We start from the raw sequence: 22,565 nt of genomic DNA, 5'->3' as shown, positions 1-22,565 counted from the left end.
CTCAGCCGGTGGCGGCGTCGGCCTTGTCGATCACCTGTAGCACGTCGAAGCCCTCGAACTGCGGCGGCCCGAGATACATCGATCGGCTGCCGGTCTGGCCGGCGGACTTGTGGGCCTCGCGGAAGGCGTCCGAGCGGGTCCAATCCTCGAACTGCTCCCTGCTCGCCCAGATCGTGTGCGACGCATAGAGCACATGGTCCTCGTGCTCCGGCCCACGCAGCAGATGGAAGCTCTCGAAACCGGGCACCGTGCGCAGGAGCACGTCACGGCTGAGCCAGACCTTCTCGAACTCGGCCTCGGATCCGAGCGCCACACGGAAGCGGTTCATCGCGATGAACATCGGCAGGTTCCTTGTTCCAGGCCGGGCATGCATCGACCCCCGGCACCCTGTCCGGGTGCCGGGGGTCGTTGTTCAGCAACCCTCAGGGATCAGCTGGCGGCCTTGTGGTGGTGCATGCCCTTGTGCATGTGGCCCGAAGCGATCCCGTTCGCCATGTCCAGGTGCGACTGGATCACCGGGATGGTGTCGGACGCGAACTTCTTCAGGTCGGCATCGGTGCCGGACGCCGCCTCGGTCTGGAACGCCTGCAGCATCGCGGTGTGGCCGGCTATCTGGTCGGCGATGTAGTCATGGTCGAACTTGCGACCCTTCTCGGCCTGCAGGGTCGAGAGCTCCTGCGTCTGCATGTCGTTCGGGCCTGTCGGCACGGAAGCGCCCTTGGCGACGGCGATCTGCTTCAGCTGGTCGTTGTTCGCGGTATGGTCGCTGACCATCTTCGTGGCGAACGACTTCACGCGCGGATTGCGGGCGTTGGTCTGGGCCAGCTGGCCTTCCTGGACCTCGGCCATGCCGCCCTGGGCCGCGGTCACGATGAAGGCGGAGTCGGCAGCGGCGAGCGGCGGCGGGCCGGACGGGACGATCGGGGCCGGCGCGGGCTTGTCCGCACAGGCGGCGATCGGGAGAAGAACCAGGGCAAAGCCCCAGCGCGCGTAACGGTTCATGGTGTGTCCTTGGCGTTTGGAAGCATCGGTGACTTGAGAGCGTCGCGGATCATCACACGGCCTGCCGGGGCAAAGCTTCAGCCGGGACGACGGAGCGGGCGGCGATCGCCGGTCTAACGCAATGACCCCGCCAGTGTTCATCCGAGCGCCAAAGTTTTCGCATCCGGGCGGAACCGGTCCAGGGCGAGGATCAGCGCCCGCCTGGTGCCGGTCTCCAGAGCCGAATGTCCGGCATCGGGCACCACGGTCAGGCGCGCGGCTGGCCAGGCGCTCGCGAGATCGAAGGCACTGACCGGCGGGCACACCATGTCGTAGCGGCCCTGCACGATCTCGCCCGGCAGGTGGGCGATCCGGTGCATGCGGCCGAGCAGCCCTTCCGGCGGCAGGAACAGCCCGTTGCGGAAGTAGTGCGCCTCGATCCGGGCCAGGCCGAGGGCTGCGCGATGGCGGGCGAAGCCGGCGACGGAGGTGGGCGTCGGCAGCAGCGTCGAGCAGGTGCCCTCATAGACCGACCAGGCCCGAGCGGCCGCCAGGTGGATCGCCGGGTCCGGATCGGTCAACCGGCTCAGATAGGCCCCGAGCAGGTCGCCGCGCTCGGCCTCCGGAATGTGGCCGGCGAAATCCGCATGGGCGTCGGGAAACACCGCCTGCAGGCCATGCAGGAACCAGTCGAGCTCGCGGCGCCGGCCGAGAAAGATGCCGCGCAACACGAGCGCCAGCACACGGTCCGGATGCGCCTGCGCGTAGGACAGCGCCAGCGTCGAGCCCCAGGAACCGCCGAACAGCAGCCAGCTGTCGATCCCCAGATGCCGCCGCAGCGTCTCGATGTCCTCGATCAGCGTCGGCGTGTCGTTGCGGGCGAGCGACCCCTGCGGCCTCGACCGGCCGGCGCCGCGCTGGTCGTAGATCACCACCCGCCACACCGCCGGATCGAAGAAGCGCCGGTGCACGATGCCTGCCCCCGCCCCCGGCCCGCCATGCAGGAACAGCACCGGCCGGCCGTCCGGACGACCGACCTGCTCCCAGTACATGACGTGCCCGGTATCGGGCTGCGCATGGCCGCCAGCCTTGACCTGGCTGGGCACATGGCCAGGTTCCAGCGGCAGGTAGCCGGCGGCAAAAGGCTCGATCTCGGGAAACAGGTCGCCACGTGACATGGCGCACTATACGCAAGGCCGCGCCGACAGCTAGAAGCCCGACCGATGGACACCCCGCATGTTGTCGCCAGACGCTCGACGGTCACGCCACCCGGGACCGCCTGGCCGCGGCTGCTGCTGATCGCGGGCGCGCTGCTCGGGCTGGCCACCGTGGCGATGGGCGCCGTCGCCGCACACCTGCCGGACCGGCTGCTGGCGCCAGGCGGCCGGCCCATGCTGGCCAGTGCCGTGCAGATGCAGGGCTGGCACGCGATGGCGCTGATCGCGACCGGGCTGCTGCTCGACCGTCCGGTCCGGAGCGCCTGGGTGCTGCGATTGGCGGGGATCGCGTTCCTGCTCGGCATCGTGTGCTTCTGCGCCGGCGTGTACGCGCTGGCCTTCGCCGGCGGCGAGAGCTGGGCCCGGACCGTCGGTCACGCCGCACCGTTCGGCGGCAGCGTGCTGATGTTGGGCTGGCTCCTGCTGGCCTGGGGCTGCCTGCGCCGGTGACGGACGATGCGATGCCGCCGGACGACCTCCCGCCCGCCGCCGATCTCGACCGGTGCGGCGCCGCCTACCTGGCCTCGGAGGGCAACGAGGCGGTGCTGGCGGAAGAGCTCGCCCGCCGCGGAGCGCGCATCGCCGCCTGGCACGGCAGGTTGGCGTTGTCCCCGGACCCGCCGGTGCAGGCATTGTGGGCGCTCGATTGCTGGACCGCGCCGGAACTGGTCGAGGTCCCGTCGATCGGCACCGCAGTGGCCGCGCTGCGCGACCGGCAGCGCAACTGGAGCCTCGAGCCGGTGGGGTTCCACCGCCGGTCCGCGCTGATCGCCGAGCGGCTGCCACCGGTGAAGGCCGCACCCCTGAAGTTCCCGATGGCGGCGCCCGCTGCCCCGCTCGGCGCCTGGACCCTGCTCGCGCCCGACCGGCTGCTGCTGAGCACCACCAAGACCAGCCCGTTCCCGAACGGGATCGCCCGCTTCATCGAGGACCGCGTCGGTCCGCCGAGCCGGGCCTATCTCAAATTGTGGGAGGCCTGTGCCCGGCTGGGTGTCTGGCCCCAGCCGGGCGAGACCTGCCTCGATCTCGGCGCCACCCCGGGCGGCTGGACCTGGGCGATCGCCAGCCTCGGCGCCGGCGTCACCGCGGTCGACCGCGCGCCGCTCGATCCGACGGTGGCCGCCATGCCGGGGGTGACGTTCCGCCGCGAGAGCGCCTTCGGGCTCGATCCGGCGAACGAGCCCGCGGTCGACTGGCTGTTCAGCGACGTCATCGCCTATCCGGAGCGGCTGCTGGTCCTGGTGCAGCGCTGGATCCTCGCCGGCAAGGCTGCGCGCATCGTCTGCACGATCAAGTTCCAGGACCCCACCGACCACGACGCCGCGGACGCCTTCGCCGCGATCCCCGGCGGCCGCGTCCTGCATCTGTCGCACAACAAGCACGAGCTGACGTTCCTGTGGTGCCGCTGAGGCGGGTCCATCCGTGCTGGCCTTCCGCCGTCGGGTCGTGTGACATGGCTCGAGAGTACTGCCTCACGCCGGCCGGGATATGACCCAATGACCACCACGCTGACCTTCTCCGACATCCAGGCCGAGCGGCCGACGCGCGACGGGCTCGCCCAGGTCTATGCCGCCATCAACGCCATGCTCGACAGCCCGCCGGACCCGCTGGCGCATGCGCTCGATCGCTGGGACCTGGAGCGGCGGCGCTACGATACCTGGGCAGCCCTGGTGCATCTGCGCTTCGCCCAGGACACCACCAGCGAGACGGCGCGGGCCGATCGCGACTACGCCGACGCGCTCGGTCCGGTCGCCACCGACCATGAGACGCAGCTGAAGCGCCGCCTGCTGGCGCATGATCGCGGGGCGGTCGAGGCGGTGGTCGGCGCGCATGTCGTGCGACTCTGGGAGAGCGACGTCACCACGTTCGATCCGGCGATCGCCGCGGACCTGGAGGAGGAGGCGAAACTCTGCGCCCGCTATACCGAGCTGCTGGCCTCGGCAAAACTCACCGTCGACGGCCACGTCACCAACCTGTCCGGGCTGGCGCCGTACGGGGAGTCGCTCGATCGCGACCTGCGTCATGCGGCGGAACAGGCGCGCTGGGAGTTCTTTGCCCAGAACGCGGACACGCTCGACGGGATCTTCGACGAGCTGGTCCGGCTGCGCACCGGGATGGCGGCGAAACTCGGCTTCGACAGCTACATTCCGCTCGGCTACCGCCGCATGCGCCGGGTCGATTACGGCCCGGACCAGGTGGCGGCATTCCGCGACCAGGTGGCGACCCACGTAGTGCCGCTGGTCGGCCGGCTGCTCGAGCAGCGTCGCGCGGCACAGGGCTGGGATCGGCTGCAGTCCTGGGACGAGAACCTGATCGATGCGGCCGGCAACCCGAAGCCCGCCGGCGACCATGACTTCATGATCGCGCAGGCGCGCACCATGTTTGACCGGCTCGACCCGGACATGGGCGAGTTCTTTGCGATGATGGCGGACGGCGGCTTCATGGATCTGAAGAACCGTGAGGGAAAGGCCGGTGGCGGCTTCTGCACCTCGTTCCCGACCGAAGGCGTGCCGTTCATCTTCGCCAACTTCAACGGCACGCACGGCGACATCAACGTGTTCACGCACGAGATGGGACACGCCTACCAGAACTGGAAAAGCCGTGACCTGCCCGGCATCGACGTGCTGTGGCCGACCATGGAGGCGGCCGAGATCAACTCGATGGCGCTCGAGTTCCTGACCTATCCGCAGATGGCGCTGATGGTCGGCGAGGATGCCGCCGACCGTTTCCGACGCATGCACCTGATCGGCAGCCTGGCGTTTCTTCCCTATGGCGTCTGCGTCGATCATTTCCAGCACGAGGTGTACGCGAACCCTGGCCTCACCCCCGCCGAGCGCAATGCGCTGTGGAAACGCCTGGAGGCGCGCTACATGCCGTGGCGTGATTATGGTGACCTGGCCCATCCCGCGAAGGGCGGTCGTTGGCAGGCGCAGCTCCACATCTATCGCTTGCCGTTCTACTATATCGACTACACGCTGGCGCTGTGCTGCGCGATGCAGTTCTGGCTGTCCTCGCGCCGCGATCCCGCCGACGCGATGCGCCGCTACAGCGACCTGTGCGGGGAAGGCGGTTCGGCGCCGTTCACCGAGCTGGTGGCAACAGCCGGGCTGATCTCGCCCTTCGCCGACGGCGCACTCGAGGATGTGGTGCGCGAGGCGGAGGCCGTGCTCGCAGCGTGAGCCCGCCGGTCCTGCGCCTCACCCTCCGGGTCGACACCGACGAGGGCCGATGGCTCGGGCCGGGCAAGGTGCGGCTGCTCGAACTGATCGCCGTTCATGGATCGATCGCCGCTGCCGGCCGTGAGATGGGCATGTCGTACAGGCGCGCCTGGCTGCTGGTCGAGGCGATGAGCAAGAGCCTGGGCCAGCCGGTGGTGACGGCGCGTCCGGGCGGTGCCGGCGGCGGCGGTGCGGCCTTGACCACGGTGGGTGACGCGCTGGTCGAGGGCTATCGTCAGCTGGAGCGCGACGCCCAGGCCGCCACGAATGTCACGCTGGCCAGGCTCGCCGCCCTGATCACGCAATAGCATTTCGCCCGCTATATTTCATCGGATATAACCCTAGCCGAAGGCTTGGGGTGGGACATGGCATCACGATCGACGCGGCTGCTGGCAGTGGCACTGGCGGCTGCGCTTCCGACGACTGCCTGGGCTGGAACCGGCGCCGACCCCGACCAGACGCCGGCGGTCAAGACATCCGCACCGGAAAATGCGGCGCCCGCCCCGGCGAGACCGCCATCCACCAGCCCGGACGAGACGATCGACGTGCGCGGCCAGGCGCCGTACGCGTCGACCGCACAGTTCCACACCAGCACCGCGCAGCTCGGCCCGCTCGGCCAGGCATCGATGCTGACCGCGCCGGTCTCGGTGACCGTGCTGAGCCAGGATTTCCTCGCAAACCAGCAGCTGCGCACGCTGAACGACGCGCTGCGCTCGCTGCCATCGGTCGAGGTGCGCGACCAGCAGGGGCTCGAAGTATCGCGGCCGCAATCGCTCGGTTTCCAGGGCTCGATCACCGAGAACACGCGGCTCGACGGCCTCAACATCATCGGCACCACCGCGATTCCGGTCGAGAATCTCGACAGCATCCAGGTGCTGAACGGGCTCGGCGGCGCCTTGTTTGGACCGGAAACTCCGGCCGGCGTGTTCGACTACATCCTGAAGCGCCCGACCGACGCGCCGCTCGCGCGCCTGGTCGGCAGCTATGCCAGCGACGGGCTGTTCACCAGCGAGGCGGATGTCGGCGGTCGCGTCGGAAACGATGGCTGGCTCGGCTACCGGGTCGATCTCGTGCATGGCGAGGGCGAGAGCTTTACGGATGGCAGCTTCGCAGACCGCACGCTCGGCAGCGCCGATCTCGATATCCATGTCGACGCAGACACGGTGATCCAGGTCGATGGCAGCCATTACGAGGATAGCGGCACCGGCCTGCCCGGCAGCATCGTGTATGACGGCGCCAGCACGAGCTCGTCGAACAGGAGCACGATCCTGCCACCCGCACCCGATCCGACCGAGCGCGGCCTCGGCCAGCCTGGCGCCGGCACCGATCTCATCACCGACACCGGGCTCGTGAAGATCCTGCACGATTTCGGCAATGACTGGCATCTCGAGCTTGGTGGGCTGTACCAGGACGCGCAGCGCAACCTGTTCGGCATCACCAACACGCTCAGCAACAATCTCGGCGCCTACACCACGACGAAGAACTTCACCGCCGTCCCGCATTTCACCGACGGCAGCAACGAGGCCTCGCTGAACGGCCACGTGACCATCGCCGGCATGCGCAACGACGTGACGCTCGGCACCAACGGCTTCGTCAACGACCAGTACAATGACCGTAACTCGATCGTGACGACCCTCGGCAAATCGAACCTGGCCGATCCGGCGATCTTCCGCTACGTGCCGATCCCGTTGCACGGCACCCAATATCTCGCGGGCGACCTGTTCCAGCAATCGATCATCGAGGGCGACACGCTGCATGTCGACCAGCACTGGGCGGTGCAGGCGGTGTTCAGCGAATCCTTCCTCCGCTCAGCCAGCTACAGCAGCAAGGATGCCGTCACCAGCACGGGCGATGCGAACGGCGCCTTCAGCCCGACGGTGAGCGGGATCTGGACACCCACATCAAAGATCACCGCCTATTTCACGTATGCGAGCAGCGTCGAGGAAAGCGACCAGGCGCCCACCACCGCGGTCAACGCCAACGCCTTCCTGGCGCCCTATCACGACGAGATGTTCCAGGCCGGCGTCAAATACGCACCGGTCGAGAACCTGCTGCTGACGGCCGATGCCTTCCGCATGACACGGCCGTACGCGACCACGCCGACCGACAACGTCTTCCAGGTGATCGGCGAGCAGCGTGACCAGGGCTTCGAGACCTTCGCGCAGGGCAACCTGCTGCCGTCGCTGAGCGTGCTCGGCGGCTTCACCTATATCGATGCGCGACTGCTCGACTCCGGCAATCCGGCGACCGCCGGTGGGATGATCGTCGGCGTGCCGCAGTGGAAGAGCGACGTCACGCTCGACTGGCACCCGCTGTTCCTGCACGGCCTGGCCTTCACCGGTGCCGTGCATTACGAGAGCGACCGCGCCGCGACCGACACCAACAACTCGTTCGCGCCGCAGTATGCGACGCTCGACCTGGGCGTCCGCTATGCGACCCGCCTGCTGCGCCATGCCATGATCGCGAAACTCGGGGCGATCAACGTCACCGACACGCATTATTATTCGTCGATCGCCGACGGCAACATCGTCGGCAGCCCCGGCGCCGACACGGCCTATCTCGGTGCACCACGGACGATACTGGCCAGCCTCGAATTCGATCTCTGATTGCGACCATCGGGGAGCTGGCACGACCCCACCCGATATGGTGACGTCAGGCTACCCGCCGCATCCGGATCGGGTCCTCGCCATCATCAACCGCGGTGCAGATCATGAAGCCAAGTCGCGCGATCAGGACGGTCCTGGGGTCGGTCTTCCCGGTGGCACTCGCTTCGATCACGATGTGTCAGGGCGCGCTCGCAGCCAACGCAGGCGTGCTGGAACTGCAGGGTCGCGGCGTGCAGATCTATCGGTGCACGTCCTCGGCGACCGGCACGGCCTGGGTTCTGGTTGGACCGGACGCCACCCTGACCGACACCACCGGCAGACCGGTCGGTCGTCATTTCATCGGCCCGAGTTGGCAGGCAACCGACGGCAGCATCGTGGTCGGCGAACTGCTCGCCTCGGGCAGTCCGGCAATACCGGGCACACCGGCCACCGCGGCGCCGTGGCTGGTCCTGCGCGCGAAGTCACATGCGGGTGCCGGCCGGTTCGACGCCGTGACCTACGTCACGCGCACCCGGACCGCAGGCGGTACGGCGCCGGCGACCGGATGCGACGCGGCTCACGTCGCTGCCGAAGTCCGGGTTTCCTACAGCGCGACCTACACACTGTTCGGGGCGCGGTAGTCCGGGCCGCAATTGGCCAGCGCAGGACGGATCAGTTGCTCGATGCACGCACTTCGCCGGAACTTCGGAAGTGGCTGGGCGCCACGCCGATGATCCGCTTGAAGGCACGGCTGAAGGCCGCATCGGACTCGTAGCCCAGCCGTTTCGAGACGTCGGAGATTCGCGCGCGGTCGCGCAGCAGCCATTGCCGGGCCTGATGCATCCGCACCTGTGCGACGTAATGCGCCGGGGTCTCGCCGACGATCGCGGCGAACTTGCCGGCAAAGCTCGAGCGTGACGCACCCATGATCCGGGCAAGCTCGAACACCGGCCAGTCTCGGTGCGGGGCCGCGTGGATTGCCGCCAGCACCTGGCCGATTTCCGGGTCCCGCACCGCCGCCATCCAACCGGTCGCGGCATCCCCGCCATGCTCGACCCATGAGCGGATGATCTGGGCGGCGAGCACGTCGGCCAGGCGTGCCACGATACCGCAGGCCCCGACCCGGTTCATCGCCACCTCGCGACCCATCGCCTCGATCAGATGCGGGATGGTGGGGTCGCTGCGCATCAGTTCGTTGGCGTGCATCACGTCCGGCATCATCCGCAGCAGGGGATGCAGGCTATCGAGGTTGAACCGCATCGAACCCGAGAACAGCAGCTGGGCCTCACCCTCCCCGCCGGTCTGCAGGTCGTAGATGTTGTCGCAGATCGAGGTGCACTCGGTTCGCGGGAACGGCTGGAAGGTGGCCGCCATGCGGGTTGCCCCAGGCTCACTCGCCAACACATGCGGGCCGCCGCGCGGCAGCAGCACGGCATCACCCGCCTTCAGCTGCATCCATGCACCCGCCGGGGTCTGCAGCCAGCAGCCCGCTTCGGCCACGAAATGAAAATGCGCGTCCGGCTGCGCGGGAAACAGGAACGCCCACGGCGCCACATGCCGGCAGCGGCCATACTCGATGCCTTCGAGCCGCAGCCCGTTCAGCATCCCGGTGAGAGGATCGCCGCCAAGCGAGGGGCTTGGTTTGGAGGAACGATCAAGCATGCCGGGGTTTCTAGCATGGAAACGCCAGGCGATCGACGCCACCTTCCGGTCAACGTGCCACCTTCCAGTCAACCTAAAAGAGTTTGCATGTCCGAGACGACCAGCCTGATCGATATGCGCCCGACCCGCCTGACGCCTGCCGAACCGGCCGGACCGGCGAAGGCGGCGTGGGCAGCCGTGTTCGCGCTGGCGCTCGGCGTGTTCGCGCTGGTCACCGCGGAGTTCCTGCCGGCCAGCCTGCTGACCCCGATGGCGCACGGCCTCGGCGTGTCCAACGGCACCGCCGGGCAGGCCGTCACCGCGACCGCACTGGTCGGCGCCTTCGCCGGACCGATCGTCGTGGTGGGACTGGCCCGCTTCGACCGGCGGATGATCGTCCGCGCGCTGGTGCTGCTGCTCGTGCTGTCGAACCTGCTGGCAGCGACGGCCTCGAGCGTCTGGATTCTGCTCGGCGCGCGCGTGGTGCTGGGGTTTGCGTTGGGTGGCTTCTGGTCGCTGGCGCCGGCCTTGTGCCTGCGCCTGGTGCCACAGCGCATGGTCGCGCGTGCGATCTCCATCATCTTCACCGGGGTGTCTGCCGCCACGGTCTGCGCCGCACCGCTCGGCGCCTATCTCGGCGACGTGATCGGATGGCGCCTGACGTTCCTGTCGGCCGGGGGCCTCTCAGTGGTGGCCCTGCTCGCATTGCTGGTGACCCTCCCGCGCCTGCCGGCGACGGACGCACCCGGTCTCGGCACGTTCCTGGTGCTGCTGCGCCGGCCGCGCATCCAGGTCGGCATGCTCACCCTGCTCCTGGTGATCTCGGGACACTTCGCCGGCTTCACCTACGTCCGGCCATTCCTCGAGCAGGTGTCGCATCTGCATGCCGCGAGGATTTCGCTGGTGCTGCTGGCGTTCGGTGTCGGCGGCTTCTTCGGCAACCTGGCAGGCGGCGCCATCGCCGGACGCAACGCCAAGCTGGGTGTCGGGCTGGCGTCGTTGCTGCTCGCCGCCGCGTCGCTGCTGCTGCTCGGCTATGGAGCAGCCGCGACCGTCACCTTCGTCGCGTTGACCGCGTGGGGCTTCGCCTTCGGCGCACTACCCGTGGCGCTGCAGACGCTGACCACACAGTCCGCCCCGGACCACGCGGAAAGTGCCGGTGCCCTGCTGGTGACGATGTTCCAGATCGCGATCGCCACCGGTGCGATCCTGGGCGGCTTGCTCGTCGACGGGTTCGGGGCGCGCGGTGCCATCGGCTATTGCGGCCTCGGTGCGGTCGCCGGCACCCTGGTCATGCTCACTCTCGGACGGCGCGGCGCTGCCAGTGGAAGCGGTGTCGCCGCGTAATCACCGGCCCGGACCGCGAGCGCGGGCGACGTCACGACGGATCGCCGCGCGACGAATGCCTGGGTGGCGTCCATGAAACGTGCCGGCGGGGGGCCGGTCACCGACCAAGACGCAGAGCTGCCCCTGTCGGCACACGCATGGTCGATGTCAGGCGGGCGATGCAGACCCGGCGCATCGCATGGATCAACTCACGCGGCGACCTGCTCTCTGCTCAAGGTCGCAAGGGCACGGTCGACGCGACCACGCATGGCCGGGTCTTCCCGGAAGGCTATCGCGACAACGCCGCCTTCCGCCCGCACCACCAGGCCTGTCACCGAGCCGCCTGCATACGGGAGATCGATCTCGACTTCGCCACCGACCGCCAGAACGCCAGGATAGTGTAGAGCAGCTCCGCTGGCGGAGAGATCCTTGATGATCACCCGCATCGAGGCCTGGCCAGGAATACGGAGCGTTGCGCCGACATCGCGGCCATCGAGACGCTCGGAGCGGCGACGGTCACCGGCATCGTTCTCGACGACGTGGAGGAACTCCTCCACCTGGCCGCGTAGCCGCTCTGCCTCGGTGGTCATTGTTCCGGTACCACCCAGGACCTGTCGGCTCGCCTCGTTTGCCTCTTCGGCGACATGCACGACGTTCTCCATCGAGCGCGCTGCCTGCAAGGTCGAGGTGGCGACAATCTGGATGCTGGACGCGATCTCGCGAACGGTAATCCTCTGCTCCTCCACCGCCGCCGAAATGGCCCCCGAGACCTCGCCCATCTTGCCGATGATGCCGGCGATGTCGTTCATGACCACGATGGTCTCGCCGGTCGCTGTGCGAACGCTGTCGATCTGTGCGCTGATCTCGGCCGTGGCCTTGGCTGTCTGCGCTGCGAGTGCCTTGACCTCACCGGCAACGACGGCAAAACCCTTGCCGGCGTCACCCGCTCGCGCCGCCTCGATCGTTGCATTGAGCGCGAGGAGGTTCGTCTGGCCGGCGATGTTCTCGATCAGGCGCACGACGTCGCCGATCCGGCCCGTCGATTCAGTCAGCCCGCGGATGGTGATCTGGCTCGCTTCGGCACGCTGTACCGCCTGGCTCGTCACGTCGGCGGCCATGGTCACCTGACGCGCGATCTCGCCGACGCTGGCGGAGAATTCCTCGATGGCTGCGGAAACGCCGACCAGATCCACGGAGGACTTGCTCGCGCCGCCCGCCGTCTCCGATGCCTGAAGCTGCACGGCGGTTGCGGATTCGACCATGACGTCGGCGGACTGGCGCATGTTCTGAGACGCCGTGCGAAGCGTGTCCATGACATGGGACACCGAGCTTCCGAAGGCCTGGGTGTGCTTGTCCATCGAATCCTGCCGACGCGACCTCGCCTGACGGCCAACCTCCTGTTCCGCAGTCTGCTGCTCCATGGCGATCATGTTTTCCTTGAACACCAGCAGTGCACGGGCCATCGCGCCGACCTCGTCGGTGTTGTCGCGTGCCGGGATTTCAACGGACTTGTCTCCTGCAGCAAGCCGGCTCATCGCCTCGGTCATGCCCGTGAGGGGACGAACGATGCCGCGACCGATCAGGATCGCCAGCGCGGCGCCAAGCACCAGAACCACACCGCCCAGAACCTCCTGGACGAGTGCGCTGCTGGCCATGAGTTTCGTCGTTGTCGACGTGCCCTTGTCGAAGTCCGCTCGGAGCGAGTCTTTCGCCGTTGCGAGATTGGCCTGCATGGCAAGAATTTGCGGCCGCATCGTCTTGGTGTAGAGCACGAAGGCTTGGGCCTTGGCATCGGATACGGCATCGAAGGCTGCGGCATAGGCGCCGAGGGCCGTGTTGATCGTCTCCAGGATCGACTTCGTGTCTGGAGACGCGATCTTCGCAAGCTGTATCAACTGGTCTTTGGCGGCTGCGACCCTGGCGTTGAAGGACGCCCGACCTGCAGGCTCATCGGTCGCGAGGAAACGCCAGTTCGCGATTCGTACCATCAGGACGGCGGTGTTGACCGTCACCGCTTCGTCTGCTTCGCCCGGGCTTGCGCTGCTGATCAGGTGGTTGGTTGCGGCAGTGAGCTGATCGCCCACGGTGAAAAGCTTGGCTTTCGATGAGGCGCCGATCGCAACGAGCCGGGTGTACTTCTCGAACGCCTGATCATGTATCGGAAGTGCATCGCCGACACCTTTATAGATCGCCTGACGAACCGGAGAGAGGCTCGCCGACCCGGCGCCGGCATCGTTCATCAGGCTGGCCGTCCGGGCTTCGTGGTCCCTGATCTCGACAATGGTGTCCTTGTTGCCATAGAGCCTGAAGTTGGTTTCCGCGCGACGCATCGCCTCCAGCTGTTCCGACGCCGCCAGGATCCGCACGAGGTTGGCGCTCATCCTGGACAGGTGGGTCACCTGGGTCGCAACCTGCGAATTCTCGAAGATGCCGAATGCGGAAAGGCCGGCGCTGATCGCCACCACGGCAGCGAAACCTGCATAGATACGGGTCCGGACTTTCAAACGAGTCACCACCTTGTTGGGTCGGCATGCGAACGCCGGCAACGACACCGGGGGCCCCCGTTATGCGTTTCCGGGATTAACAAACCGTCAACAGGCCAGTGCCGGGCGCGCGATCCGAAAGCCTGGGGCTCCCGACGACGGGCGAGAGATCAGCCGCGCCACCAAAATGGGCGCGCATGTTCGTGTCGCCGCGCCGGTCGGCCAATCGCCTGCGTCCTTGCAGATCGGGCGTCCGGCCGGTCGGCACAGGCGGCAGTGAGACAGTGTCCCGGGTCTCACCACTCCACCTGCGTCCGGATCATGCGCGAGACGTTGTCAGGTCAGGCCCCGGCGAGGCGGCCCTAGCCCTTGCGCTGTTCCCACGATGCGATGAGGTCCACGGCCGCCGCGGGCGACATGGTGCGCGCGTTGCCGAGAGCCAGCGTGCCGTCCGCGTTGAGCAGCTTGCCGTCCGGCGTCAGGATCAGCACGGTCGGGATCGACTTCACCTTCACGCCGTACCGCGCCGGAATATCCATGTTCACGTTGAAGCGGTCGACATTCACCGACACGCTGGCGAAGTTGCTGTCCTTCCAGGCCTTCACCTGCGGCATGTCGAACACGCCGGCGAGCATCCGGCAATCCGGGCACCAGTTTGCGCCGAAATCGATCAGCACATCGCGACCGGTGCGCTTCGCGTCGGCGAATGCGGCATCCACCTGGGCATGCGCGTCTGCGGTGGTGTCGTAGGGGTGTGCCACCGGCGCCGGCTGCTGCGCCGGCAGGTCGGTTGGTGCCGCGATGCCCACGGCAAAGGCGGCGCCGGTGCCGGCCACGCACAAGGAGGCCACGAGAACGACGGAAGACAGTCTGCGCATGATCAATGCTCCTCAAATTGGTTTCGCGGCCGGGGCAGCCCGAGATTTTCCCGAAGCGTACGACCTTCATACTCGCGGCGGAATAGGCCGCGTCGCTGCAGCTCGGGAATGACCCGATCGACGAATTCATCCAGCCCGGCCGGCAGGAACGGGAACATGACGTTGAAGCCGTCGGAGCCGGCGGTCAGCAGCCACTCCTCCATCTGGTCGGCGATGGTTTTCGGCGTCCCGACAAAGGCCAGCCCCGCATAGCTGCCGGCCCGCTGGGCAAGCTGGCGGATCGTGAGCTGCTGCGACCGCGCAAGCTCGATCATGCGCGCCCGGGCGCTCTTGCTGGCATTCGTATCGGGGATGTCCGGCAGCGGGCCGTCGGGGTCATATCCGGATACATCGTGACCCAGCATGCCGGACAGCGAGGAGATGCCGCTGTCGTAATGCACCAGGCTGTCGAGATGGGCGCGTTTCGCCTGCGCCTCCTCGATGCTGTCGCCGACGACGACGAACGCGGCCGGCAGGATCTTCAGGTGATCGGGATCACGGCCGATCCGCTGCATGCGCCCCTTCACGTCGGCGTAGAAACTGCGTGCGGATTCGATATTTCCCTCCGCCGCAAAGACGACCTCGGCGGTTTCCGCGGCGAGCTGGCGCCCCGGTTCCGACGACCCCGCCTGCACGATCACCGGCCACCCCTGCACCGGCCGCGCGATATTGAGCGGACCACGCACGTCGAGATGCGTGCCGTGATGATCGAGCACATGCAGTTTCGCCGGATCGAAGAACAGCCCCGCTTCCACGTCGCGGATGATCGCACCGTCCTCGAAGCTGTCCCAGAGTCCGGTGACGACGTCGTAGAACTCGCGGGCCCGGACGTAGCGCTCGGCATGGTCCATCTGCGTATCGGCGCCGAAATTCAGTGCCGCATCCGGGTTGGCCGTGGTGACGATATTCCAGCCGGCGCGGCCATTGCTCAGGTGATCCAGCGACGCGAAGCGGCGCGCGACATGATACGGCGCATCGAATGTCGTCGAAGCCGTCGCGACCAGTCCGATATGCTCGGTGACGGCGGCGAGATACGACAGCAGCGTGAACGGCTCGAACGACGTGACGGTGTGGCTGCGCTTGAGCGCGCGCGCGGGCATGTCCAGCACCGCCAGGTGGTCGGCCATGAAGAACGCATCGAAGCGTCCGCGCTCGAGCGTTTGCGCCAGCCGCTTGATGTGCCCGACGTTGAAGTTGGCGTCCGGCCAGGCTCCAGGATAGCGCCAGGCGCCGGTATGGATGCTGACCGGACGCATGAAGGCGCCGAGACGAAGCTGCCGGGTGGGGCTCATCGCAAAGGTCCTGTCGGAATGGCGGGCCCGGCTGCGGCGAGGATGCAGCCGAGCAGGCCGGGGAAACGCGTCTCAACCTCGCCGGCCCGCGACAGATTGACGACCGCACTGCCACGCCGCTCGGAGCGCACCAGCCCGGCTTCGCGCAGGATCTGCATGTGCCGCGACAGGCTCGATTTCGGCATGTCGCCAGGCGCACACCGGATGCAGCTGACGGGTGCTGCGTCATGACCAGCGATCCGGCCGAACAGCGCCAGGCGTTCGGGGTCGGTCAGAGCGTGCAGTACAGCTTGCAGGGTGATCTCCTCCGGCCGAGGATGCAGGAACGGTCGCATGAACCGGATATAGTGCATGCTGCCGTGTGGTTCAATAGTTCCACACTCTTGAACCGGGGAATAAGCTCGCCGCTCGGCGAACGGTTGGAGACACCAGATGATCGACCTGCACTACTGGACCACGCCGAACGCCCACAAGGTGACGATCTTCCTCGAGGAGACCGGCCTGCCCTACCGGATCATCCCGGTGAATATCGGCAAGGGCGAGCAGTTCACCCCGGAGTTCCTGGCGATTGCGCCGAACAACCGCATCCCGGCGATCGTCGACCACGATCCTGCGGAGGGCGAGGCCCCGATCTCGATCTTCGAGTCCGGCGCGATCCTCCTCTACCTCGCCGACAAGACCGGTCGTTTCCTGGCCCAGGACCTGCGCGGACGCACCGAGACCGTGCAGTGGCTGTTCTGGCAGATGGGCGGGCTCGGGCCGATGGCCGGGCAGAACCACCATTTCCGCAACTACGCGCCGGAAAAAATCCCCTACGCGATCGACCGCTACGTCAACGAGACCAACCGGCTGTACGGCGTGCTGAACAAGCGCCTAGCCGATCGGCCGTTCGTTGCCGGCGCCGAATACTCGATCGCCGACATGGCCTGCTATCCCTGGATCCTTCCCGACGCGCAGGGTCAGGATATCGGGCAGTTCCCGCACCTGCAGCGCTGGCACGCCAGCATCAAGGAGCGCCCCGCCACCACGCGCGCCTACGACATCGTGGCGCAGGTGAACCCAAACCCCGGCATCCGCACCGACGAGGAACGCCGGATGCTGTTCGGCCAAAAGGCGCGGTGACCATGTCGCAGCCCCTCCCCTACCGGACCGCGCTGATCGTCGGCGCGGGTTCCGGCATCAGCGCCTCGGTGGCACGTGCGCTGTCCGGACTCGGCGTCCGCGTCGGGCTGGCGGCGCGCAACATCGACAAACTGGCGCCGCTGGCTTCCGAAACCGGCGCCGAGTGCTTTGCCGTCGATGCGGCCGATCCGGATGCGGTGGCACGCCTGTTCACCGATTTCGACCGGCGCATCGGCGAGCCCGACCTGGTGATCTACAATGCGAGCGGCCGCACCCGCGGGCCGATCGCCGAGCTCGACCCGGACGCCGTGCGCCGGGCGATCGAGGTCAGCGCCTTCGGTGCATTCCTGGTGGTGCAGCAGGCCGCGCGTCGGATGCTGCCGCTCGGCCACGGCGCCATCCTGCTCACCGGCGCCACCGCCGGGATCAAGGGCTTTGCGTTGTCGGCGTCGTTCGCGATGGGCAAGTTCGCATTGCGCGGCCTGGCCCAGAGTGCCGCCCGCGAGCTCGCACCGAAAGGCATCCATGTGGCGCATTTCGTGATCGATGGCGGCGTCCGAAGCGAAGCCTACCCGGATCCGGTGGCAAGACCCGACAGCACGCTCGACCCGGACGCCATCGCGCAGAGCTATATCGACATCCTGCGCCAGCCTCGCAGCGCCTGGAGCTGGGAGCTCGAGCTACGCCCCTGGACCGAGACGTTCTGACCGCCGACAGTGTCTCCACGCGCCGGAATGTCCAGGCCGGCGTTGCACGCGGCCAGCGGGAAACCATCGGCAGCGGTAGATCTCAGGAACTGGGCCAGGTGCCAAGGATCAGCTCATGCCGCTGCTACGCTTTGACCTCATCGAGGGCCGGACCGATGACGAGGTGAGTCGCCTTCTCGACACGGTCCACCGTGTCGTCGTGGAGGCGTTCAAGGTTCCGGAGCGCGATCGCTACCAGATCGTTCACCAGCACAAACCGGCGCACTTCATCGTGCAGGATACCGGCCTGGGCATCGAAAGGAGCGACCGCCTGGTGGTCATCAGCATAACCAGCCGTCCACGCGAGCAGGAGGCGAAGCTGACTTTCTACAGGCGCGTCACCGAGGACCTGGAGCAGTTCTGCGGCATAACGCCCAATGACGTGATGATCTCGATCACCACCAACGGCGACGCCGACTGGAGCTTCGGCAACGGGCGCGCCCAGTTCATCTCGGGTGATCTCTAGGAAGCAGCGGCCGCCGCCGAGTGCGATCCCCCGCCCGGTTCCCAATGGCGGCCGATCTGCTCTAGACAGCGCGGATGCCCATGCCTCGCAAGCCACGCGCGACCGTGCTCCCGCCGCCAGGTCGTCCCGCACCGCTCGGGCCCCGCCCGCCGATGCGCGGGCGGTTCCTCAGGCGGATGCTGATGGCGGGCCTCGCCGGCGTGAGCATCCTGCTGCTCGAGCGGACCGGCGTGGTCGAGCGCACGCTCGGCCAGATGCAGCCGGCACGCTTCGACTGGTCCAGCGACTACCCGCTGGTCGAGCATCTGCGCGGCGTGGTGACGGATGACGGCCTGACCCACGACCGCAAGGACTGCCTGCTCTTCATCATCAACGGCAACGACCCGCCCGATGCGAGCCGCCTCGACGTGATGGAGAAGCATTCCGGCACCTGCCCCGGCGCCCGCGGGCAGCTGCCGAAGCTGTTCACGCTGAAGGTCGACCGGTTGGCACACACCGTGCAGACGGATGCCGGAACCCCGGGCGCGTTCCATCCGCTGCCCTGACACCCGCCGGCCATCAGGACACGAGCTTGACCGACCCCGACCCGCCGATCCCGCATGATGCCCCCGCCGCCAGCCAGGACGCGGAACCGGTCCGGCGCGACTTCCTGACGCTGCTGACGGTCGCCACCGCCTCGGTCGGGGCTTGCGCGTTCGCCTGGCCGTTCCTCGACAGCCTGGGTCCGGCCAACCCGGGCGATCCACCGGATGCGGTGGTCGAGGTGGACCTCACGAAGCTCGCCCCCGGCCAGCAGATGGTGGTGGTGTGGCGCGGCCATCCGGTCTTCGTCGTGCGCCGCACCGCGGACGAACTGCGGGCCCTGCAGGACGCGGCGCTGTTGCACGAGCTGCGCGATCCGGCCTCCGCCCAGCTCCAGCAGCCCGATTACGCGGTCAACTGGCACCGCTCGATCGTCCCGGAAATCGGCGTGCTGGTCGGCGTCTGCACCCATCTCGGCTGCGTGCCGCGCTTCCGACCAGGCGCCGAGGGGAATGCCTCCCCGGTTGCCGAGGCCGGCGGCTATGCGTGCCCCTGCCACGGCTCGCGCTTCGATCTCGCCGGCCGGGTGTTCACCGGTGCACCGGCTCCCTTCAATCTGCCGGTGCCGCCCTACAGCCTGCCGCAGCCGACAGTGTTGCGCATCGGCGTCGATCCGGACGGCAGCAGCTTCGATTTCGAGAGCATCCGGCAGATCTGACTGTCTCCGCACCGCCGCTCGACGGCCCGTGTGCTTGACGCCGGGGTCCTGCGCGCTCAGGGTCCGGTCCGCCAGACGGCTGGACGGTCGCTGTTGCGGAGGGGTTCGCGCCCCGATGCGATGGAGGAAAGTCCGGGCTCCACGGAAGAACGGTGCCGGTTAACGACCGGCGGGGGCGACCCCAGGGAAAGTGCCACAGAAAACAAACCGCCCGCACGGCGTGACGGCCGCAAGGTGGTCATGTTGCGGGCAAGGGCGAAACGGTGCGGCAAGAGCGCACCGCGCTTCCGGCAACGGCGGCGGCAGGGTAAACCCCACCGGGAGCAAGACCGAATAGGGACGGCCGGGGCCGGCGTTCGCGCCAGGGCCCCAGAGGTGCTTTCGCCTCGTCGTCCGGGTTGGTCGCGCGAGGCACGCAGCGATGCGTGTCCCAGAGGAATGATCGTCCCGTGGGTCCGCCCACGGACAGAACCCGGCTTACAGGCCGTCTGGCACCTCTGCGCACCCTGAGCGCGTCTCACCCATGCCCTCCCGGTCCCACGCCGTGGCTCCCGGATTCATTTTGCCGACGCAATCACCGAAATCGTGGTTCCAAACGAGAACAAAGAAGGAACAAGTAACTGCGGGATTCTGTTCCGCAGGTGGATCGGGCTGTTCTACCGCTTGACTTCGAACCAGCCAGGAATCGCAGTTTCCTGCGGTTTCCACCGCCACTTTAGTTTGACCCCCCATGTTTTCCCATGATATCCCATGGTCACCCAAGAGGACCCTGTCCAGGGTGCTGCACGCCACGCAGCAACCGATGGAAACAGGGTCACCCGAGGGTCGGCGCAATCGAAATGCGTCGGACAATCATGCCGCGGGGGCGGTTTCAGCCGGGTAACCGGCGGCGCGGGGAGGGGGCATCGGTGAGTGTGTTCCTTGGCACGCACCAGAACCGTTTGGACGCCAAGGGTCGGGTCTCGATCCCGGCCGGCTTCCGTGCGGTTCTGCGCGCCCAGGCGGAACAGGCCACTCCCGGCGAGGCGCTGATCGTGCTGCGCCAGTCCCCCAAGCACCAGTGCATCGAGGCCTGGCCGATGCCGGCATTCCTCGCCCTCGGCCCGACACTGAATCGTCTCGACATGTTCAGCGACGACCAGGAAGACCTCGCCCTTTCGCTTTATGGCGACGCCTACCCGGTCGATGCGGACAAGGAGGGTCGAATCGTGCTTCCAGAGGCGCTGACGGCACACGCCGGCCTCACCGATTCGGTCGCCTTCATGGGTCTCGGCCATCATTTCCAGATCTGGGAGCCTGCAGCCGCGGAACGTCGTCGTGCCGAGGCGCGCAGCAACGCGCGCAGCGTGACGCTCCCGGGCAACACCTCACAGGCACGTCCGACCGCTGGCGACGCAGGCCGCGGGGCGTCCTCGTGACCCCGCGCACCGACATCGCCGAGGCGACCCCCGGTCACCTGCCCGTCATGCTGGCCGAGGTGCTCGAGGCGCTGCGACCGATCGACGGCGCCACCTATCTCGACGCGACCTTCGGCGGCGGCGGCTATGCGCAGGCGATCCTCGCGCACGCGCGCTGCACGCTGTGGGCGATCGACCGCGACCCCGACGCGATCGCCCGCGGCCTCGCCCTCGCCGCCCGGCTCGAGCAGGCAGATGGCACCAGGCGGCTGCATCTGGTGCAGGGCGGTTTCGGCGACATGATCTCCCTGCTCGCCGAACACGGCGTGTCCGGCCTCGACGGCGTGGTGATGGATCTCGGCGTCTCCTCGTTCCAGATCGACGAGGCCGAGCGCGGCTTCAGCTTCCGCAACGACGGCCCGCTCGACATGCGCATGAGCCTCGACGGGCCCAGTGCCGCCGACCTCGTGAACACCCTCCCGGAAGCCGAGCTGGCCGACGTGCTCTACGAGTTCGGCGAGGAGCGGCTGTCGCGCCGGATTGCCCGCGCGATCGTCGCCACCCGCGCCGACGCGCCGATCACCACCACGCTGCAGCTGGCGCACATCATCCGCCGCGTCGTGCCGCAGGAGAAGTCGGGCATCGATCCGGCGACGCGTTCGTTCCAGGCCCTGCGCATCCGGGTGAATGACGAGCTCGGCCAGATCGAGGACGGCCTGGCGCAGGCGGCACGGCTGCTCCGCCCCGGGGGCCGGCTGGTGGTGGTGTCGTTCCATTCGCTCGAGGACCGCATCGTCAAGCGCTTCATGACCACGAGCGCCGGCCGCCTGCCCGCCCCCTCGCGCCACGATCCGCGCGGCCTGGCGATGCCCACCTCGCCCGCCGAGTTCCGCCTGGTCGCCAACCGGGCGCTGCGTCCGGGAGCGGCCGAGACACGCGCCAATCCCCGCGCGCGGAGTGCCAAGCTGCGCGCGCTGGAGCGGGTTTCCACCATTCCGCACGACGACATCACCCTTCCGGCCGGAGCCGCACGATGATCCGACCCTTCACCTGCGTCTGCGCGCTCCTGGCCGGCGCGTCCGGTCTCTATCTCTACTCGGAGAAGCACCGCACCACGCTGCTCGACCAGCAGATCTCAAAGGTCGTCGCCGACACCCAGGCGACGCGGGAGCGCACCGCCATGCTGCGTGCCGAATGGGAGCTGCTGAACCAGCCGGACCGACTGGGCGCGCTGGCCGGACGCTTCCTGCCGCAGCTGACCGCGATGGCGCCGACGCAGTTCGTGCAGCTGGCCTCGCTCGACCAGCGCCTGCCGCCGCCGGGACCGGAAACCCCGCCGCATCCGATCGTGACGCCGCAGACCGCGCCCGACCTGGTCGGCCAGACCCCGGCCGCGCCGCACGCCGCGCCGGCCACGCCGGACCCCGACGGCATGGCGATCGCGCAGGCCGACACGGCCCGGACCGATACCCGCCAGCTCGGCCGCAAGCCGACGCCGCAGCACGCAACCCAGCTTGCCGACGCTGCCGGGGCGTCCGACGTGGTGGCGCAGGCGGCCCTGCATCGCGTGGCAGCACACGCCGCGCCGCATGCGAGCAGCACCCGTCCCGACGGCCGCACCGAAGTCGCCCGCCTCGATGCTTCGCGTGCGGATGCGGTGCGCCGCGCCTGGAGCGCCCGTCTCGCCGGCGCGCATCAGACGGCCGCGGTGCATTACGCGGCCTACACGCAGCATCCGGCGGTCCCGCAATCCGCACCGATGGTCACCGCGGTCAGTTCCTACGCGCGGCCGCCGACCATCTCCGCAACGGCCTGGCGTCCGGCGTCCCAGTCCGGCGGGTATAATGCGCCCGCGAGCTATGGCGGCTCGGCGCTCGGCTCCGGCCAGGGCCATCTGGCCGCCCCCGTTCCGCTATCCGACGGCAACTGACCGC

Annotated in this window: 23 protein-coding genes and 1 other RNA gene; 16 read left to right on the top strand and 8 right to left on the bottom strand. The window is 68.0% G+C overall.

Features of this window, described 5'->3' with window-relative positions:
* Nucleotide 1: 1 nt before the first annotated feature.
* The 3 genes from ACOEQ2_RS13595 to pip all read right to left on the bottom strand — a co-directional run bounded on the left by ACOEQ2_RS13595 (nucleotide 2) and on the right by pip (nucleotide 2,159).
* The gene (locus ACOEQ2_RS13595) at nucleotides 2-340 is read right to left on the bottom strand and encodes an antibiotic biosynthesis monooxygenase family protein (RefSeq protein WP_419728508.1); all 339 of its coding nucleotides are present in this window, start codon (nucleotides 338-340) and stop codon (nucleotides 2-4) included.
* Nucleotides 341-429: 89 nt separating this feature from the next.
* Nucleotides 430-1,002, bottom strand: a complete 573-nt coding sequence (locus ACOEQ2_RS13590) for a DUF4142 domain-containing protein (protein ID WP_419728507.1) — start codon at nucleotides 1,000-1,002, stop codon at nucleotides 430-432.
* 137 nt (nucleotides 1,003-1,139) lie between these two features.
* Nucleotides 1,140-2,159 carry a prolyl aminopeptidase gene (gene pip, locus ACOEQ2_RS13585; protein WP_419728506.1) on the bottom strand — a complete coding sequence of 340 codons (1,020 nt, stop codon included), beginning with the start codon at nucleotides 2,157-2,159 and terminating at the stop codon, nucleotides 1,140-1,142.
* A gap of 45 nt (nucleotides 2,160-2,204) precedes the next feature.
* On the opposite strand from pip, the gene ACOEQ2_RS13580 reads away from it, so the two are divergent.
* From ACOEQ2_RS13580 to ACOEQ2_RS13555, 6 genes are all read left to right on the top strand, one after another.
* Nucleotides 2,205-2,648: a DUF423 domain-containing protein gene (locus ACOEQ2_RS13580; RefSeq protein ID WP_419728505.1), complete on the top strand. Its 444-nt coding sequence runs from the start codon at nucleotides 2,205-2,207 to the stop codon at nucleotides 2,646-2,648.
* An 11-nt stretch (nucleotides 2,649-2,659) separates the two neighbouring features.
* Complete coding sequence (locus tag ACOEQ2_RS13575) at nucleotides 2,660-3,607, top strand: SAM-dependent methyltransferase (RefSeq protein ID WP_419728504.1); 948 nt, start codon at nucleotides 2,660-2,662, stop codon at nucleotides 3,605-3,607.
* Between the two features lie 87 nt (nucleotides 3,608-3,694).
* The gene (locus ACOEQ2_RS13570) at nucleotides 3,695-5,377 is read left to right on the top strand and encodes a M3 family oligoendopeptidase (protein WP_419728503.1); all 1,683 of its coding nucleotides are present in this window, start codon (nucleotides 3,695-3,697) and stop codon (nucleotides 5,375-5,377) included.
* Entirely contained in the window at nucleotides 5,374-5,724 is a 351-nt protein-coding gene (locus ACOEQ2_RS13565) for a winged helix-turn-helix domain-containing protein (RefSeq protein WP_419728502.1), read from the top strand. Before ACOEQ2_RS13570 ends, ACOEQ2_RS13565 begins: the two co-directional genes overlap by 4 nt.
* A 57-nt stretch (nucleotides 5,725-5,781) precedes the next feature.
* Nucleotides 5,782-8,022 (top strand): TonB-dependent receptor, encoded by a 2,241-nt coding sequence (locus tag ACOEQ2_RS13560; protein WP_419728501.1) that lies wholly within the window; start codon nucleotides 5,782-5,784, stop codon nucleotides 8,020-8,022.
* A 104-nt stretch (nucleotides 8,023-8,126) separates the two neighbouring features.
* Nucleotides 8,127-8,642, top strand: coding sequence for a DUF3455 domain-containing protein (locus ACOEQ2_RS13555; protein ID WP_419728500.1), 516 nt, complete (start codon nucleotides 8,127-8,129; stop codon nucleotides 8,640-8,642).
* A gap of 31 nt (nucleotides 8,643-8,673) precedes the next feature.
* On the opposite strand, the gene ACOEQ2_RS13550 is transcribed toward ACOEQ2_RS13555, so the two are convergent.
* Nucleotides 8,674-9,705, bottom strand: a complete 1,032-nt coding sequence (locus tag ACOEQ2_RS13550; protein ID WP_419728499.1) for an AraC family transcriptional regulator — start codon at nucleotides 9,703-9,705, stop codon at nucleotides 8,674-8,676.
* Between the two features lie 45 nt (nucleotides 9,706-9,750).
* Here ACOEQ2_RS13550 and ACOEQ2_RS13545 point away from each other — a divergent pair, with 45 nt between their 5' ends.
* Nucleotides 9,751-10,989: an MFS transporter gene (locus tag ACOEQ2_RS13545; protein ID WP_419728498.1), complete on the top strand. Its 1,239-nt coding sequence runs from the start codon at nucleotides 9,751-9,753 to the stop codon at nucleotides 10,987-10,989.
* A 188-nt stretch (nucleotides 10,990-11,177) separates the two neighbouring features.
* Here the strand turns inward: ACOEQ2_RS13545 and ACOEQ2_RS13540 are convergent, their stop codons facing one another.
* The 4 genes from ACOEQ2_RS13540 to ACOEQ2_RS13525 all read right to left on the bottom strand — a co-directional run bounded on the left by ACOEQ2_RS13540 (nucleotide 11,178) and on the right by ACOEQ2_RS13525 (nucleotide 16,013).
* A complete protein-coding gene (locus ACOEQ2_RS13540) occupies nucleotides 11,178-13,520 on the bottom strand; it encodes a methyl-accepting chemotaxis protein (protein ID WP_419728497.1) in 2,343 nt (780 codons plus the stop codon).
* A 293-nt stretch (nucleotides 13,521-13,813) separates the two neighbouring features.
* Entirely contained in the window at nucleotides 13,814-14,329 is a 516-nt protein-coding gene (locus ACOEQ2_RS13535) for a thioredoxin family protein (RefSeq protein WP_419728496.1), read from the bottom strand.
* Between the two features lie 2 nt (nucleotides 14,330-14,331).
* A complete protein-coding gene (locus ACOEQ2_RS13530) occupies nucleotides 14,332-15,660 on the bottom strand; it encodes an LLM class flavin-dependent oxidoreductase (protein WP_419728495.1) in 1,329 nt (442 codons plus the stop codon).
* Complete coding sequence (locus ACOEQ2_RS13525; RefSeq protein ID WP_419728494.1) at nucleotides 15,657-16,013, bottom strand: ArsR/SmtB family transcription factor; 357 nt, start codon at nucleotides 16,011-16,013, stop codon at nucleotides 15,657-15,659. The genes ACOEQ2_RS13530 and ACOEQ2_RS13525 overlap by 4 nt, the downstream gene beginning before the upstream one ends.
* 79 nt (nucleotides 16,014-16,092) lie before the next feature.
* On the opposite strand from ACOEQ2_RS13525, the gene ACOEQ2_RS13520 reads away from it, so the two are divergent.
* The 9 genes from ACOEQ2_RS13520 (at nucleotide 16,093) to ftsL (ending at nucleotide 22,561) form a co-directional block, all read left to right on the top strand.
* Complete coding sequence (locus ACOEQ2_RS13520; RefSeq protein ID WP_419728493.1) at nucleotides 16,093-16,782, top strand: glutathione S-transferase N-terminal domain-containing protein; 690 nt, start codon at nucleotides 16,093-16,095, stop codon at nucleotides 16,780-16,782.
* Nucleotides 16,783-16,784: 2 nt separating this feature from the next.
* Nucleotides 16,785-17,489 (top strand): SDR family NAD(P)-dependent oxidoreductase, encoded by a 705-nt coding sequence (locus tag ACOEQ2_RS13515; protein WP_419728492.1) that lies wholly within the window; start codon nucleotides 16,785-16,787, stop codon nucleotides 17,487-17,489.
* A gap of 115 nt (nucleotides 17,490-17,604) precedes the next feature.
* Nucleotides 17,605-17,994, top strand: a complete 390-nt coding sequence (locus tag ACOEQ2_RS13510) for a tautomerase family protein (protein ID WP_419728491.1) — start codon at nucleotides 17,605-17,607, stop codon at nucleotides 17,992-17,994.
* An 80-nt stretch (nucleotides 17,995-18,074) separates the two neighbouring features.
* Nucleotides 18,075-18,539, top strand: a complete 465-nt coding sequence (locus ACOEQ2_RS13505) for a hypothetical protein (RefSeq protein ID WP_419728490.1) — start codon at nucleotides 18,075-18,077, stop codon at nucleotides 18,537-18,539.
* 26 nt (nucleotides 18,540-18,565) lie between these two features.
* Nucleotides 18,566-19,234: a ubiquinol-cytochrome c reductase iron-sulfur subunit gene (gene petA / locus ACOEQ2_RS13500; RefSeq protein ID WP_419728489.1), complete on the top strand. Its 669-nt coding sequence runs from the start codon at nucleotides 18,566-18,568 to the stop codon at nucleotides 19,232-19,234.
* A 71-nt stretch (nucleotides 19,235-19,305) separates the two neighbouring features.
* An RNA gene (gene rnpB, locus ACOEQ2_RS13495) (RNase P RNA component class A) lies at nucleotides 19,306-19,730 on the top strand.
* Nucleotides 19,731-20,142: 412 nt separating this feature from the next.
* The gene (gene mraZ / locus ACOEQ2_RS13490; protein WP_419728488.1) at nucleotides 20,143-20,652 is read left to right on the top strand and encodes a division/cell wall cluster transcriptional repressor MraZ; all 510 of its coding nucleotides are present in this window, start codon (nucleotides 20,143-20,145) and stop codon (nucleotides 20,650-20,652) included.
* Between the two features lie 47 nt (nucleotides 20,653-20,699).
* Nucleotides 20,700-21,668, top strand: coding sequence for a 16S rRNA (cytosine(1402)-N(4))-methyltransferase RsmH (gene rsmH / locus ACOEQ2_RS13485; protein WP_419731226.1), 969 nt, complete (start codon nucleotides 20,700-20,702; stop codon nucleotides 21,666-21,668).
* Nucleotides 21,665-22,561, top strand: coding sequence for a cell division protein FtsL (gene ftsL, locus ACOEQ2_RS13480; protein WP_419728487.1), 897 nt, complete (start codon nucleotides 21,665-21,667; stop codon nucleotides 22,559-22,561). The genes rsmH and ftsL overlap by 4 nt, the downstream gene beginning before the upstream one ends.
* The last annotated feature ends 4 nt before the right edge of the window (nucleotides 22,562-22,565 follow it).

The organism is Lichenicola sp. (genome assembly GCF_965198575.1).
In the GTDB taxonomy this organism is placed as follows: Bacteria; Pseudomonadota; Alphaproteobacteria; order Acetobacterales; family Acetobacteraceae; genus Lichenicola.
This window is presented reverse-complemented; position numbering and strand designations above follow the sequence as displayed.

Bases quoted from the DNA above. Each gene is read 5' to 3' on its own strand.
- ACOEQ2_RS13530 (WP_419728495.1), bottom strand. From the start codon at position 15,660: ATGAGCCCCACCCGGCAGCTTCGTCTCGGCGCCTTCATGCGTCCGGTC.
- ACOEQ2_RS13555 (WP_419728500.1), top strand. From the start codon at position 8,127: ATGAAGCCAAGTCGCGCGATCAGGACGGTCCTGGGGTCGGTCTTCCCG.
- ACOEQ2_RS13515 (WP_419728492.1), top strand. From the start codon at position 16,785: ATGTCGCAGCCCCTCCCCTACCGGACCGCGCTGATCGTCGGCGCGGGT.
- ACOEQ2_RS13510 (WP_419728491.1), top strand. From the start codon at position 17,605: ATGCCGCTGCTACGCTTTGACCTCATCGAGGGCCGGACCGATGACGAG.
- pip (WP_419728506.1), bottom strand. From the start codon at position 2,159: ATGTCACGTGGCGACCTGTTTCCCGAGATCGAGCCTTTTGCCGCCGGC.
- ftsL (WP_419728487.1), top strand. From the start codon at position 21,665: ATGATCCGACCCTTCACCTGCGTCTGCGCGCTCCTGGCCGGCGCGTCC.
- ACOEQ2_RS13545 (WP_419728498.1), top strand. From the start codon at position 9,751: ATGTCCGAGACGACCAGCCTGATCGATATGCGCCCGACCCGCCTGACG.
- ACOEQ2_RS13570 (WP_419728503.1), top strand. From the start codon at position 3,695: ATGACCACCACGCTGACCTTCTCCGACATCCAGGCCGAGCGGCCGACG.
- ACOEQ2_RS13590 (WP_419728507.1), bottom strand. From the start codon at position 1,002: ATGAACCGTTACGCGCGCTGGGGCTTTGCCCTGGTTCTTCTCCCGATC.
- ACOEQ2_RS13505 (WP_419728490.1), top strand. From the start codon at position 18,075: ATGCCTCGCAAGCCACGCGCGACCGTGCTCCCGCCGCCAGGTCGTCCC.
- ACOEQ2_RS13575 (WP_419728504.1), top strand. From the start codon at position 2,660: ATGCCGCCGGACGACCTCCCGCCCGCCGCCGATCTCGACCGGTGCGGC.
- ACOEQ2_RS13580 (WP_419728505.1), top strand. From the start codon at position 2,205: ATGGACACCCCGCATGTTGTCGCCAGACGCTCGACGGTCACGCCACCC.
- ACOEQ2_RS13535 (WP_419728496.1), bottom strand. From the start codon at position 14,329: ATGCGCAGACTGTCTTCCGTCGTTCTCGTGGCCTCCTTGTGCGTGGCC.
- rsmH (WP_419731226.1), top strand. From the start codon at position 20,700: ATGCTGGCCGAGGTGCTCGAGGCGCTGCGACCGATCGACGGCGCCACC.
- ACOEQ2_RS13560 (WP_419728501.1), top strand. From the start codon at position 5,782: ATGGCATCACGATCGACGCGGCTGCTGGCAGTGGCACTGGCGGCTGCG.
- ACOEQ2_RS13595 (WP_419728508.1), bottom strand. From the start codon at position 340: ATGTTCATCGCGATGAACCGCTTCCGTGTGGCGCTCGGATCCGAGGCC.
- ACOEQ2_RS13520 (WP_419728493.1), top strand. From the start codon at position 16,093: ATGATCGACCTGCACTACTGGACCACGCCGAACGCCCACAAGGTGACG.
- ACOEQ2_RS13525 (WP_419728494.1), bottom strand. From the start codon at position 16,013: ATGCACTATATCCGGTTCATGCGACCGTTCCTGCATCCTCGGCCGGAG.